Source organism: Massilia sp. Bi118, assembly GCF_918697865.1.
GTDB lineage: Bacteria > Pseudomonadota > Gammaproteobacteria > Burkholderiales > Burkholderiaceae_D > Telluria.
This window is the reverse complement of the sequence record NZ_CAKKMV010000005.1, coordinates 149721-163744: the sequence shown is the minus strand read 5'-3', so window position 1 is coordinate 163744 and position 14024 is coordinate 149721. Positions and strand designations below refer to the sequence as shown.

The window sequence follows — 14024 nt, the reverse complement described above, 5'->3', positions numbered from 1 at the left end:
CCCTTCAATTGTCCGAATGTTCGCGCTGGCGCAGCTGCTGCGGCAGGCCGAAGGCCAGCACCGCGGCGCACACCAGGCTCAAGGCCGCGATCGCATACAGGGCCGGCGTCGTGCTGCCGGTGACGTCCTTGATGCGTCCCACCATCACCGGGCTGACGATGCCGCCCAGCTGGCCCAGGGTATTGATCAGCGCGATGCCGCCCGCCGCGCCGGCGCCGGTCACGAGTTTTGGCGGCAGCGCCCAGAAGGCCGGGATCGATGCCACCACGCCGGCGCCCATCACGGCCAGCGCCGCCAGCAGCAGGGCCGGCTGGTGGTCGAACAGGCCGGCGCAGCAGAAGCCGATGGCGCCCAGCACCACCAGGCCGATCACGAATTTGCGGCGCTCGCCGCTGGCGTCCGACAGGCGGCCCACCGCCACCATCGCAATCGCGCCGCACAGATAAGGCACCGCGGTGAGCAGGCCGATCATGGTCGGATTGGTGGTGCCAGCGCTGCGGATCATGTGCGGCGCCCAGAAATTCAGGCCGTAGGAGCTCACCTGGATCAGGAAGTAGACCAGGCCCAGGGTCAGGAAGCCGGGCGTCTTGAGCGCGCCGAACAGCGAGTGGCTGCCGATGTGGCGGTTCTGCTCGGCGATGCGCGCGGCCAGCAGGCTGCGTTCATGCGGCGCCAGCCAGCTGGCATCCTCGACCCGATCTTTCAGCGTCAGGTAGACCACGGCGCCGAGCAGGATGCAGGGCAGGCCGCCGACCAGGAACAGCCAGTGCCAGCCGGCCATGCCGAGTGCGCCGTCCATGTGGCCCAGCACCAGGCCGGCGGCGGGCGCGCCGACCAGGCCGGAGAAGGCCGAGGCCAGGAACAGCATCGATGTGATGCGGCCGCGGTAAGCGGTCGGGAACCACAGGGTCAGGAAGTACAGCACGCCGGGCGCGAAGCCGGCTTCCATGGCGCCAATGATGAAGCGCAGCGTATAGAACTGCCATTCGGTCTGCACCAGCGCCATCAGCGCGGTGGCGATGCCCCAGGAGACCATGATGCGGGCGATCCAGCGCCGCGCGCCGACCTTGTACAGCATCATGTTGCTGGGCACCTCGAACAGCACGTAACCGACCGAGAACAGGCCGGCGCCCAGGCCATAGGCGGTGTCGGACAGCGACAGGCTGCTCTGCAGCGCGAACTTGGCGAAGCTGATGTTGATGCGGTCGAAGAAGGCGAACAGGTAGCAGATCATGATGAGCGGCATGATGCGCCATGCCACCTTGTTCACGATGCGCGCCAGCTCGGGCGTGGTGCCGGCCGCCGCGCTGAGCGGGGCGTTGAGGGTCTTGTCCATGATGTCTCCGATTGAATGCCGTGGCGACGTTCTATGACGTCATGATGGCAATTCTGGCACCGGACTTTCAAACGCAGAAGCGCAAAGGCATGAACCCAGCTTTCGTGAAACGCGAAAGCTCGGCTGCTATCGGATCAGGCGTGCGCAGGCTGCGCCAGGTGCTCGACCAGTTGGCGCGCATGCCGCGGCAGACTTTCGAGGTCACGCACGCCAATCAAAAGCTGGCGCCGTGCCCAGGCATCCTTCAGCGGAATCTGGCGCAGGTCGAGCGAACGCACCAGGGCGCGCACCGCATCGGCCGGCAGCACCGCCACGCCCAGCCCGGCGGCCACCATCTGGCACATGGCGTCGAAGCTGCGCACCTGGATCCGCAGCTTCAGGCGCCGGCCCATCGCCTCCGTCTCGGCCTCCAGGCGGCGCGCCAGCGAGGTGCCCTGCGACAGGCTGACGAAGTCGTAATCGACGGCCTCGTCGAAGGCCAGCGCGCGGCGCCGCGCCAGCGGGTGCCTGGCCGGCACCACCAGCACCAGCCTGTCCTCGCGGTAGGGCATCAGCTGCAGGCCGAGGGCCGGCGTGCGGTCGGCGAAGATGCCGATGTCCGCCCTGCCCTCCAGCACGCCGAGCACGACTTCGCTGCTGTTCAACTCCTCCAGCTCGATCCGGATCGCCGGGTTCGCGCGCGAGAACGCGGCGATGTCGCCAGGGAGGAACTGGGTGATGGCCGAGGTATTCGCCCACAACCGCGCCACGCCGACGATGCCGCTGGCATGGTCATGCAGCTCGGCCGCCAGCAGGTTGACGTCGCCGAGGATGCGCTGCGCATGGCGCGCCAGCGCGTCGCCGGCGGCAGTGGTGCGCACGCCGCGCGCATGCCGCTCCAGCAGCGCGGTGCCGACGGCGGCTTCCAGGTCCGAGATGCGCTTGCTGGCGGCGCCGACCGCCAGGTGCGCGGCCTCGGCGCCCTTGCTGATGCTGCCGGAGCGGACGATATGGCTGAACAGGGAAAGCGAGACGAGGTCGAGACGGTGCAGGTTCATGGCGGCGCGTAGCAATCGGACTTTCCCATTGTGCAGCGCGCTGGCGTGGCTGGCAATCGCCAGCTCTCAAGCGGCCAGTTCGACCCGGTTGCGGCCCTTGTCCTTGGCGCGGTACAAAGCATGGTCGGCGCGCTGGCACAACAGGTCCAGGCTGTCGACCTCCGGGATGTTCTCGGTTACGCCGATGCTGATGCTGGGCGCCAGGCCCGCAGGCAGGTCGCTGCAATCGATGTCGAGCACTGCTTGCCGGAGGCGCTCCGCAACCTGCAAGGCATCCTGCTCGGAAGCCCCGGGCAGCAGGCAGAGGAACTCCTCGCCACCTACCCGTCCGATGGTGTCACCGGGACGCAGAGCGCTGCGCAGGACATGGGCGACCCGCTGCAGGACAATGTCGCCGACGGCGTGGCCGTAGCGATCGTTGATGCGTTTAAAATAATCGATGTCGAGCCCGGCAAGCGACAGTCGCGACCGGGATTTGCCGGCTCGCGCAAAAGCATCGTTCGCGACAGCCATGAAGTGGCGGCGGTTTGGCAGGCGGGTCAATTCGTCGGTCAGCGCAAGGTCGCGCATCTTCCGGCTGAATCTGCGCTGCCGGACCACCAATACGCTCAACAAGACAATCAGCGCGAGGCTGGCTGCAAGAGCCGCCGCCTGCCAGCGCCTGACCCGTGCCGTGCTCTCGAGGTCACGCAGCTGCAGGATGTTCTGGTGCTGTAGTTCCGCATTACGCAGCCTGGCCTGTTCGGACTGGAACTGGATGCGCAGGCGCGTGGTCCGTTCATCCAGCTTCTGCTTGTCGATGGCCTGCTGCGCCTCCAGCATGCCCTGTTGCGCCGAAAAGGCGTTACGCCAGTCGCCCGCCTGGCCGAACGCGGCGGCGCGCTCTTCCTGGATTTTCTTCAGGAAGCGTATGTTGTGAATAGGGCCGAAATGAAGGAGCGCCGCATCGAGATCGGCCAGCGCATCGGCATGACGGCCGGCCCGCCGGTAGGCCGCGCCGCGCGACAAGCGTGCCGCGGCGATCGCCGTCTTGTCGGATGCATACCGGGACTGCAGGGTGGCCAGCACGGCATCGAGCATCGCAAGCGCTTTGGCGTGTTCGCCCATCTTCGACAGCACGACGGCATATGCCCGCTTGTCGTTGGCCAGGTCGGCCTCGAGATCGACCGGACTGTGTTCGGCCGCCGCACGCTGGGCTTCCAAGGCCAGGGCTAGTTCGAAATGCCGGCGCGCCAGCGGTAGCCGGCCCTGATTTTCATAAGTACTGGCGATGTTGAAATGCGTCGTCGCCTGGCCACGCACATTGCCGGCCGCTTCGTTGGCGGCCAGGAGCTTGCGGTAGGTCTCGATGGCATTGTCGAAGTCCCGGACTTCGGGATCGGCATACAGGTTGGCCAAGGCATTCAGCACGTAACGCTGATGACTTGCATCGTCCAGTGCCCGCTCCAGTTCGTAGCTGGCCTTGAGGTCGGCAATCGCATCCGCATACAGCCCGCGCACATAGCGTTGCTCGCCGCGCAGGGCAAGCGCACGCGCAAGCGCCTTCTGGTCATGCATGCGCCCCGCCTGTTCGACACCGAATTCATATTCGGCCAGCGCATCCTCGTTCCGTTGCAACTGCTCGTAGGCGTAGCCCCGGCAAACATGCAGCGAGGCGTCATCGCGGAATACAGGTTTGGCTATCTCCGTAGTTGCCAGGGCAAGCGCGCCGGCGGCATCGGTATAGCCCAGGATCCAGCAGCGTGCCGTTTGAATTTCCCGGTAGTCCGCATCGGCGCGGCGCACCCTGGCCTCGGCCGCCAGGGTTTCGAGCTTGGCCAGCGCTCCAGGGACGTCGCGCTCAGCCTCACGGTCGATAGCGGCCAGTTGTTGGGCGAGGTCAGCGTGTGCAGACCCCGCCGCGAACCATAGCGGTGCCATGAGCACTGCGCGTGCTGCCATCGCGCGAAAAACCGGGAAATTGAACATGATGTAAACATAAAAAGTGACTGTTGGAAATATACATGATCTTGACGCAACAGCCCCCAATCGCGTGCTACACTAAAACGATGCGAAATCAAGCGATCAACTCTGGAGTGTGTCCGCGCCGGCCATAGAAGCCAGCGATTGTCTTTTCACATCCACCGTTTCTATGGGCCACAGCGAGAACCTTCTCCTGTGGCCTTTTTCATTTCTGGAGCCCTTCATGCCGCTGATGTTGTACGACACCTACGAGCGCCGCCTGCGCCCTTTCGAATCGCTGGAGCCCGGCCGCGCCGGCCTGTACGCCTGCGGCCCGACGGTCTACGACTACGCTCACATCGGCAACCTGCGCACTTACCTGTTCGGCGACCTGCTCCGCCGCGTGCTGCAGCTGAACGGCTATGAGCTCAGGCACGTCGTCAACATCACCGACGTCGGCCACCTGACTTCGGATGCGGATGCCGGCGAAGACAAGATGGAAAAAGGCAGCCGGCGCACCGGCCGCAGCGCCTGGGACATCGCGGCCTTTTATACCGAGGCCTTCCAGCGCGACCTGGAACGCCTGCGCATCCTGCCGCCCACCATCTGGGCGCGCGCCACCGACCACATCCCCGAGCAGATCGCATTCATCGCCGATATCGAACGCCAGGGCTTTGCGTATCGCACCACGGACGGCATCTACTTCGACACCGCGCGCCTGGAACGCTACGGCCACCTGGCCCGGCTCGACATCGCCGGCCTGCGCGCCGGCCACCGCGTCGGGCTCGGCGACAAGCGCTCGCCGACCGACTTCGCGCTGTGGAAGTTCAGCGGCGACGAGCAGCGGCAGATGGAATGGGACAGCCCCTGGGGCCGCGGCTTTCCCGGCTGGCACATCGAGTGCTCCGCGATGTCGACCCGCTACCTCGGCGCGCTGTTCGATATCCACATCGGCGGCGAGGACCACGTGCCGGTGCACCACTCGAACGAGATCGCCCAGCACGAGGCTTGCCACGGCCACCCGCCGGCGCGTTACTGGCTGCATGGGTCGTTCTTGCGGCTGGCCGACAGCGAGAAGATGTCGAAGTCGGATGGCAGCTTCATCCGGCTGGGGACGCTGGTCGAGCGTGGGTTCGATCCGCTGGCTTACCGCTATCTGGTCTTGAGCGCGCACTACCGGTCGAAGCTGGTGTTTTCGTGGACGGCGCTGGCGGCGGCGCAGACGGCGCTGGGGCGGCTGCGGCTTGCCTATTACCGGCTGCCGGCCGGTGGCGTGGCCGATCCGGCTTATCGCGAGCGCATGCTGGCGGAGTTGAATGACGATCTGAATACGCCGCGGGCTTTGGCGCTGGCCTGGGAGCTGCTGAAATCCGATCTGCCTGGCGAGGTGCAGAAAGCGACGCTCGATTGGCTGGACGGGGTGCTGGGGCTCGGACTGGATGCGTGGAGGCCGGAGGAACACGCGCTGCCGGATGCGGTGCGTGCGCTGGTCGAAGCCCGCCAGCAGGCGCGCGTGGAAAAGCGCTGGGCGGATGCGGATGTCCTGCGGGCGGCGATCGAGGCCGCGGGTTTCAGCGTGCGCGATACGGCCGCAGGTCCGGTGGCGGCGCCTGCCGGATGAGCTTCTGTATGTACGCGTACGCACGGAACCGTGCTGGGCAGCACGCTAGCATGCCTCATCAACTGAACGGGAGGAGCACATGCATATCGCACACCGACACATTGTCCGTATCGCCGCGGTGATGGCCTTGACCGCTGCAACCACGTCCGCCTTTGCCCAGAGCGCGGAATATCGCCGCGGCTACGAGGACGGTTACGCGGCGGGCCAGCGCGAGGCCCGCGGCGGCCAGGGCGGGCCGGACGGTCCTGTCGCCTGGGGCCGCCTGCATATCGAAGAAGCCGAGTACGGCGCGCGCGGGGCCACCTGCAATGCACGCCGCGCCGTGCGCGACCAGCTCGAGCGCAACCACGGTTCCGTCGTGGCCAACAACGAGCTGTGCGGCGACCCGGCGCCGGGCGAGCAAAAGCGCCTGCGCCTGGTCTATCGTTGCGGCGACAGCGCATCGGCACGGGCCTTCGCGCGCGAAGGCGAACGACTGCGCCTGCGCTGCGGCCGCTGATGCCTGGCGCTGCGGCGCTTAGTCGAACTTGCTGAAGTCCGGCTTGCGCTTCTCGAAGAAGGCCGTGAACGCCTCCTTCGCCTCGCCACCCACCAGCATCGCGCTGAAGCGCTCGTTCTCTGCCGCGATGGTGTCCTTCACCAGCGCCGCGCGCGAACGCTTCATCAGCGCCTTGGTGGTGCGGATGGACGCGGCCGGCAGCTTGACCAGCTTGGCGGCCTGTCCCTGTGCGAAGGCCAGCAGTTCGGCGGCCGGCAGCACTTTGGCGACGATGCCCATCTCGAAGGCTTCCTGGGCCGGGAAGGCTTCGCCCAGCATCAGCTTTTCGGCCGCGCGGGTGTAGCCGGCGGCTTGCGCGACCAGCAGCGACGAGGCGAATTCCGGGCACAGGCCCAGCTGGCTGAAGGGCATCGAGAACTTGGCGGTGTCGGCGGCGTAGACCAGGTCGCAGTGCATCAGCATCGTGGTGCCGATGCCGACCGCAGCGCCGGCGACGGCGGCGATCACGGGCTTGGTGCAGCCTTCCAGCGCCTGCATGAACTGGAACACCGGACGGGATTCCGTCATCTTGCCTTCGCCGACGTTGTTGAGGAAGTCGTCGAGGTCGTTACCGGCGGTGAAGATCTCCGGCTTGCCGGTGATGAGGATGGCGCGCACTTGCGAGTCGGTCTCGGCGCCGCGCAGGGCTTCGGCCATGGCGGTGTACATGGCGCCGGTGATGGCGTTCTTGCGCTCGGGGCGGTTGAATTCGATGGTCAGGATGCCGTTGGCGGTGGTGGTGACGATGTCCATTCAGGGTCTCCGTTTATTTAGAAAAAAGGCGCTGGGGTTGTGCCCGCAGCGCCCTTCTTTGTATCGTGAGGTGGGGTCCATCAGGCCACTGGCCTGATGGACCCCACCCTACCTGGTTTACACGCGCTCGATGATACCCGCAGCGCCCATGCCGGCGCCGACGCACATGGTGACCATGCCGTATTTCAGGTTGTTGCGGCGCAGGGCGTGCACCACGGTCGCGGCGCGGATCGCGCCGGTTGCGCCCAGCGGGTGGCCGAGGGCGATCGCGCCGCCCATCGGGTTGACCTTGCTGGTATCCAGGTTCAGGTCGCGGATCACGGCCAGCGCCTGGGCGGCGAAGGCTTCGTTCAGCTCGATCCAGTCCAGCTGGTCCTGGGTGATGCCGGCGGCCGCCAGCGCTGCCGGGATGGCGACCTTCGGGCCGATGCCCATGATCTCCGGCGGCACGCCGCGCACGGCAAACGACGAGAACTTGGCCAGCGGGGTCAGGTTGTGCTCTTTCAGGATCTTCTCGCTGACGACGATCAGCGCGCCGGCGCCGTCCGACATCTGCGACGAGGTCGCGGCGGTGACCGAGCCTTTGGCGGCGAACACCGGCTTCAGCTTGGCCATGCCTTCCATGCTGGCGTCGGCACGCGGGCCTTCGTCCAGGTCGACGGTGCGGCGCTTGACGGTGATCTCGCCGGTCGCCAGGTTCGGCGTGCGGGTCACGATCTCGACCGGGGTGATCTCGTCCTTGAAGAAGCCAGCCTGCTGGGCGGCGATGGCCTTGCGGTGCGATTCCAGGCCGAAGGCGTCCTGCTCTTCGCGGCTCACCTTCCACTGCTGCGCCACCTTCTCGGCGGTCAGGCCCATGCCGTAGGCGAGGCCGACGTTCTCGTCCTCGAACACGCGCATGTTGATGGACGGGTGGTGGCCCATCATCGGCACCATCGACATCGATTCGACGCCGCCGGCGATCATCACGTCGGCTTCACCGACGCGGATGCGGTCCGCGGCCATCGCCAGGGCGGTGATGCCCGAGGCGCAGTAGCGGTTGACGGTCACGCCGCCGACGGTGGTCGGCAGGCCGGCCATCACGACGGCCTGGCGCGCCACGTTGAAGCCCTGCTCCGCTTCAGGGAACGAGCAGCCGACGATGGCGTCGACGATCAGGGCCGGGTCCAGGTTCGGCACGGCGGCCATGGCGCCCTTGATCGCGGCGATCAGCAGGTCGTCCGGACGGGTCTTGTTGAAGAAGCCGCGCGGCGCCTTGCCGATCGGGGTGCGGGTCGCTGCGACGATGTATGCGTCTTGAAGTTGTTTGCTCATGTCAGTAGTCCTTGTGGTCGGCGACTTAGTTACGCACCGGCTTACCGGTCTGCATCATGCCCATGATGCGTTCCTGGGTCTTCGGATTGTTCAGCAGCGAGATGAAGGCTTTGCGCTCCATGTCCAGCAGCCACTGCTCGGAGACGTAGCTGCCCTGGTCGATGTCGCCGCCGGTGACGATTTCGGCGATGGTGTCGCCCAGCTGGTAGTCATAGGCCGAGATGAAGCCGCCGTCGCGCATGTTGACCAGCTGGCCGCGGATGGTCGCCCAGCCGTAGCGGCCGGTGACCGGGACCGGGCGGCGCAGCGGTGCGCGGTAGCCGGCGTCGAACATCGAGCGCGCGGTGACTTTCGCCACGTGCAGCAGCTCGTACGGGTTGAAGACGATGACGTCGTCTTCCTTCAGGTAGCCCATGGCCTTCGCTTCGAGAGCCGATTTCGACACCTGTGCGGTGGCCGCGTTGGTGAAGCCGGTCTTCAGGAATTGCAGGATGTCGTTGCCCTTGGCTTCGCCGGCAGCGCGGACTGCCGCTTCCTTCAGGCCACCGCCGGCCGGCACCAGGCCGACGCCCACTTCGACCAGGCCGATGTAGGACTCGATCGAGGCCACGCGCTTCGATGCGTGCAGCGCCATCTCGCAGCCGCCGCCCAGGGCCAGGCCGGCCACGGCCGCCACCACCGGGATGTTCGAGTACTTCATGGCCATGAAGCAGTCCTGCAGCTCGCGCACGATCGGCTCCATCGCCTTCGCGCCGCCGGTCATGAAGGCCGGCAGGGCCGATTGCAGGTCGGCGCCGGCCGAGAAGGCGCCGCCTTCGGCTGCGTCGGTGTTCCAGATGACCAGGCCCTTGTAGCCCTTTTCCGCTTCTTCCAGGCCGCGCTTGATGCCCTTGATGACGCCGTCGCCGATCACGTGCATCTTGGTCTTCAGCGAGATCACCAGCACTTCGTCGTCCGAGTGCCACAGGCGCACGGATTCGTCTTCGAACACGGTGGTGCCGGCGGTCCTGGCGTCGACGGTGGTGCTGCCCACGACCGGCGCGCGGAACTGCTGGCGCTTGTAGACCGGCAGGTCGGACAGCGGCACATAGGCGTTCTTCGACACCGAGTACGAACCCTCGGCGGTGTGCACGCCCTTCTCCGCCACCGGTGCGCTGAACACCCAGCTTGGGAGCGGGGTGTCGGTCAGCGCCTTGCCGGCTTCGATGTCTTCCTTCACCCACTGGGCGATCTGGGTCCAGCCTGCGGCCTGCCAGGTCTCGAACGGGCCGACGCTCCAGCCGAAGCCCCAGCGCATTGCGAAGTCGACGTCGCGCGCGTTGTCGGCGATGGTGTCCAGGTGGACGGCGATGTAGTGGAAGGCGTCGCGGTAGATCGCCCACAGGAACTGCGCCTGCGGGTTGGTCGATTCGCGCATGGCCTTGAACTTCTTGACCGGGTCCTTTTCTTTCAGGATGCGGCCGACGATGTCGGCGGCCTTGGCGCCGCCCGGCACGTATTCGCCGGTGGCGAAGTCCAGGCGCTGGATCTCCTTGCCGACCTTTTTATAGAAGCCGCCGCCGGTCTTCTGGCCCAGCGCGCCCTTTTCGATCAGCTTGGCCAGCACGTCCGGCGTCTTGTACAGGCTGAAGAAAGGATCGTCCTGCAGGGTGTCCTGCATGGTCTTGATCACGTGGCCCATGGTGTCCAGGCCGACCACGTCCGCAGTGCGGAAGGTGCCCGACTTGGCGCGGCCCAGCTTTGCGCCGGTCAGGTCGTCGACCACGTCCACGCTCAGGCCGAACTTCTCGGCTTCGTGGATGGTGGCCAGCATGCCGAAGATGCCGACGCGGTTGGCGATGAAGTTCGGGGTGTCTTTTGCACGCACGACGCCCTTGCCCAGGGTCGAGGTCAGGAAGGTCTCGAGCTGGTCGAGGATTTCCGGACGGGTGCTCGCGGTCGGGATCAGCTCGACCAGGTGCATGTAGCGCGGCGGGTTGAAGAAGTGGACGCCGCAGAAGCGCGCCTTCAGGTCGCTGTCGAAGCCTTCGGCCAGTTTCTCGATCGACAGGCCCGAGGTGTTCGAGGCGAAGATCGCGTTGGCGCCGATGTGCGGGGCGACCTTTTTATACAGGTCATGCTTCCAGTCCATGCGCTCGGCGATGGCTTCGATGATCAGGTCGCAGCCGGCCAGCAGTTCGAGGTTGTCCTCGTAGTTGGCGACTTCGATCAGGGCGGCGTCTTCCTTGTTGCCCAGCGGGGCCGGCGACAGCTTCTTCAGGCCTTCGATGGCCTTCAGGACGATGCCATTCTTGTTGCCCTCTTTGGCAGGCAAATCGAACAGCACGACCGGAACCTTGGCGTTGACGCAGTGCGCGGCAATCTGCGCGCCCATCACGCCGGCGCCCAGCACGGCGACTTTCTTGACGATGAAATTGGACATTCTCGTTATCCTTAATTTAGTCGTCATTCCCGCGGAGGCGGGAATCCAAGTTCGTCGATTTGCCGGCAAACTTGGATCCCCGCCTGCGCGGGGATGACGGGAAGCGGTTACGTGATGGTGCGGTTAGAACAGATCAGCATCCATAGCCAGCAAATTCGCCGAACCCGAACGCGCCTGACGAATCAGCATCGCGGTTTCCGGGTACAGGCGGCCGAAGTAGAAGCGTGCGGTGTGCAGCTTGGCTTCGTAGAACTTGTCGCCCGAATCCTTCTTCTCCAGAGCGATCTTCGCCATCTGCGCGAAGAAGTAGCTGAACACCAGGTGGCCGACCACGCGCAGGTAAGGCACGGCGGCGGCGCCGACTTCGTCCTGGTTCTGGAAGGCCTTCATGCCGATTTCCATGGTCAGCTTGGTGACCTTCTCGCCCAGTTCGCCCAGCGGGGTCACGAACTCGGACAGGTTCTCGTCCAGGCCGTTCTCTTCGACGAAGTTCTTGATCTTCTCGCCGAAGGCGCGCAGCTTGGCGCCGTTGTCCATCAGGATCTTACGGCCCAGCAGGTCCAGCGACTGCACGGTGTTGGTGCCTTCGTAGATCATGTTGATACGGGCGTCGCGCACGTACTGCTCCATGCCCCACTCGCTGATGTAGCCGTGGCCGCCGTACACCTGCATCGCTTCCGAGGTCGCGATCCAGCCGTTGTCGGTGATGAAGGCCTTGACGATCGGCGTCAGCAGCGCGACTTCGCCGGCGGCTTCCTTGCGCACTTCTTCGTCCGGGTGGTTCAGTTCGCGGTCGATCTGCAGCGCGACGTAGGAGGTCAGCGCGCGGGCGCCTTCGGCGTAGGCTTTCGCCGTCAGCAGCATGCGCCGCACGTCCGGGTGCACGATAATCGGGTCGGCCGGCTTGTCCGGCGCCTTCGGGCCCGACAGGCTGCGCATCTGGATGCGGTCTTTCGCATACACCAGCGCGTTCTGGTAGGCGACTTCGGTCAGGCCCAGCGACTGCATGCCGACGCCCAGGCGCGCGGCGTTCATGAACACGAACATCGCGTTCAGGCCCTTGTGCGGCTGGCCGATCAGGGTGCCGACTGCGCCGTCCAGGTTCATCTGGCAGGTCGAGTTACCGTGGATGCCCATCTTTTCTTCGATGGCGCCGCAGAAGATCGGGTTGCGCTCGCCGATCGAACCGTCGGCGTTCGGCAGGAACTTCGGCACCAGGAACAGAGAGATGCCTTTCGAGCCTTCCGGTGCGTCCGGCAGGCGCGCCAGCACCAGGTGGACGATGTTTTCCGAGACGTCGTGTTCGCCGGCCGAGATGAAGATCTTCGAGCCGGTGATCTTGTAGGTGCCGTCGGCTTGCGGCTCGGCCTTCGAGCGCAGCAGGCCCAGGTCGGTGCCGCAGTGGGCTTCGGTCAGGCACATGGTGCCGGTCCATTCGCCCGAGACCAGCTTCGGCAGGTAGAACTTCTTCTGCTCTTCGGTGCCGTGCTCTTTCAGGCACTCGTAGGCGCCGTGCGACAGGCCCGGGTACATGGTCCAGGCCTGGTTGGCCGAGTTCAGCATCTCGTAGAAGGAGTTGTTCAGCGAGACCGGCAGGCCCTGGCCGCCGTATTCCGGATCGCAGGCCAGCGCGGCCCAGCCGCCATCGACATACTGTTTATACGCTTCCTTGAAGCCCTTCGGCGTGGTGACGGTCTTGGTCGCCGCGTCGTAGTGGCAGCCTTCGCGGTCGCCGGAGTGGTTCAGCGGGAACAGCACTTCCTGCGTGAACTTCGCGCCTTCTTCGAGCACCTGGTTGATGATGTCGGCGTCGATTTCCTGGTACGCCGGCAGGTTCTTGAACTCCTCGGTGACGTTCAGGAATTCATGCAGAACGAACTGCATATCCCGGATTGGCGCGACGTACTGACCCATGTTGTTCTCCTGACGAAGGTAATGATTGGTGGTTATTTGGTAGTGGGATTGCGGTAATTCTCGATCAGGCGCGCGAAGCCGCGATGCGCGCGGTCGGGGGCGCCGGGGATGCGCAGGAAGCGCGCATCGTGGTGCACCGCCAGCACCAGGCCATACATCTCGTACACCAGCTGCTGCGGGTCGGTATCCGCTTTCAGGTCGCCGCAATCGACGGCCTGCTGGGCGCAGCGCACCAGGGCGCCCTGCCAGATCCGCACCATGCCGACCAGCTCGTCGCGGATCGGACCCGGGCGGTCGTCGTATTCGACGGCGCCGCTGATATAGATGCAGCCGGAGGCGATTTCGACCGAGACGCGCTTGAGCCAGTGCTTGAACATGGCTTCCAGGCGCGGCAGGCCACGCGGCTCCTTGATGCTGGGGACGAACACTTCCTGCTCGAAGCGGCGGTGGTAGAGTTTCAGCACTTCGATCTGCAGGTCTTCGCGCGAACCGAAGTGGGCGAACACGCCCGATTTGCTCATGCTCATGCGGTCGGCCAGCAGGCCGATCGTGAGTCCCTCGAGGCCGTCGCGGCTGGCGAGTTCGAGCGCAACGTCGAGAATCGCTGCACGCGTCATCTCGCCCTTGCGCATGACCATGGATTTGGCTGAAGTGTTAATACGAGACCCCCGTTTGAAGCGAGAAAAAATCCGAACGCTCGTACTATTATCTACCAGCCTGGAAATGTCAAACGGGAAGTTTAGAGGCGCTGTTCTATTGCTCGTCCCCGGCCCGTTCGATCGCGCGGCGGTCACGCTTGGTGGGGCGCCCCTTGATCGTGCTGCTGGGCTCCGGGGCCAGGCGGCGGGCTTCCTGGTCGTTGGCGCGTTTCTGGATGCTGACTTCGGTTTCGCGGTAAAGCGCCTGCGCCACCGGGGCCGGGCCGCGCGTGCCGGACAGGCCTTGCACGATCACTTCCCAGCGGGTCGAGCCATTATCGATCAGGATCTTGTCGCCCAGCTTCACCGAACGCGCCGGCTTGACGTTCTCGGCATTGATCTTGATGCGCCCACGGTCGACCGCCTCCGCGGCCAGCGAGCGCGTCTTGAAAAAGCGCGCCGCCCACAGCCATTTGTCGATCCGTACGTTGTCGTTATCGGTCATAAATC

Annotated in this window: 11 protein-coding genes; 2 read left to right on the top strand and 9 right to left on the bottom strand. The window is 65.4% G+C overall.

Annotated features, from left to right (window positions below; translation table 11 throughout):
- Positions 1-4: 4 nt before the first annotated feature.
- The 3 genes from LQV39_RS09380 to LQV39_RS09370 all read right to left on the bottom strand — a co-directional run bounded on the left by LQV39_RS09380 (position 5) and on the right by LQV39_RS09370 (position 4341).
- Positions 5-1336: an MFS transporter gene (locus LQV39_RS09380; protein ID WP_230024540.1), complete on the bottom strand. Its 1332-nt coding sequence runs from the start codon at positions 1334-1336 to the stop codon at positions 5-7.
- A gap of 134 nt (positions 1337-1470) precedes the next feature.
- Entirely contained in the window at positions 1471-2373 is a 903-nt protein-coding gene (locus tag LQV39_RS09375) for a LysR substrate-binding domain-containing protein (RefSeq protein WP_230024538.1), read from the bottom strand.
- A gap of 66 nt (positions 2374-2439) precedes the next feature.
- Positions 2440-4341: a diguanylate cyclase gene (locus tag LQV39_RS09370; RefSeq protein ID WP_230024536.1), complete on the bottom strand. Its 1902-nt coding sequence runs from the start codon at positions 4339-4341 to the stop codon at positions 2440-2442.
- A gap of 217 nt (positions 4342-4558) precedes the next feature.
- Here LQV39_RS09370 and cysS point away from each other — a divergent pair, with 217 nt between their 5' ends.
- Together cysS and LQV39_RS09360 are read left to right on the top strand one after the other, a co-directional pair.
- Positions 4559-5935 (top strand): cysteine--tRNA ligase, encoded by a 1377-nt coding sequence (gene cysS / locus LQV39_RS09365; protein WP_230024534.1) that lies wholly within the window; start codon positions 4559-4561, stop codon positions 5933-5935.
- A gap of 79 nt (positions 5936-6014) precedes the next feature.
- Positions 6015-6434: a DUF3395 domain-containing protein gene (locus LQV39_RS09360; protein WP_230024532.1), complete on the top strand. Its 420-nt coding sequence runs from the start codon at positions 6015-6017 to the stop codon at positions 6432-6434.
- A gap of 18 nt (positions 6435-6452) precedes the next feature.
- Here the strand turns inward: LQV39_RS09360 and LQV39_RS09355 are convergent, their stop codons facing one another.
- The 6 genes from LQV39_RS09355 to LQV39_RS09330 all read right to left on the bottom strand — a co-directional run bounded on the left by LQV39_RS09355 (position 6453) and on the right by LQV39_RS09330 (position 14019).
- Complete coding sequence (locus tag LQV39_RS09355; RefSeq protein WP_230024530.1) at positions 6453-7226, bottom strand: enoyl-CoA hydratase; 774 nt, start codon at positions 7224-7226, stop codon at positions 6453-6455.
- Between the two features lie 117 nt (positions 7227-7343).
- Positions 7344-8540, bottom strand: coding sequence for an acetyl-CoA C-acyltransferase (locus LQV39_RS09350; protein WP_230024528.1), 1197 nt, complete (start codon positions 8538-8540; stop codon positions 7344-7346).
- 25 nt (positions 8541-8565) lie between these two features.
- Positions 8566-10962 (bottom strand): 3-hydroxyacyl-CoA dehydrogenase/enoyl-CoA hydratase family protein, encoded by a 2397-nt coding sequence (locus LQV39_RS09345; RefSeq protein ID WP_230024526.1) that lies wholly within the window; start codon positions 10960-10962, stop codon positions 8566-8568.
- A gap of 123 nt (positions 10963-11085) precedes the next feature.
- Positions 11086-12876 carry an acyl-CoA dehydrogenase C-terminal domain-containing protein gene (locus tag LQV39_RS09340; protein WP_230024524.1) on the bottom strand — a complete coding sequence of 597 codons (1791 nt, stop codon included), beginning with the start codon at positions 12874-12876 and terminating at the stop codon, positions 11086-11088.
- 32 nt (positions 12877-12908) lie between these two features.
- Positions 12909-13508 carry a TetR/AcrR family transcriptional regulator gene (locus LQV39_RS09335; protein WP_230024971.1) on the bottom strand — a complete coding sequence of 200 codons (600 nt, stop codon included), beginning with the start codon at positions 13506-13508 and terminating at the stop codon, positions 12909-12911.
- 121 nt (positions 13509-13629) lie between these two features.
- Positions 13630-14019 carry an RNA-binding S4 domain-containing protein gene (locus tag LQV39_RS09330; protein WP_230024518.1) on the bottom strand — a complete coding sequence of 130 codons (390 nt, stop codon included), beginning with the start codon at positions 14017-14019 and terminating at the stop codon, positions 13630-13632.
- Between the last annotated feature and the right edge of the window lie 5 nt (positions 14020-14024).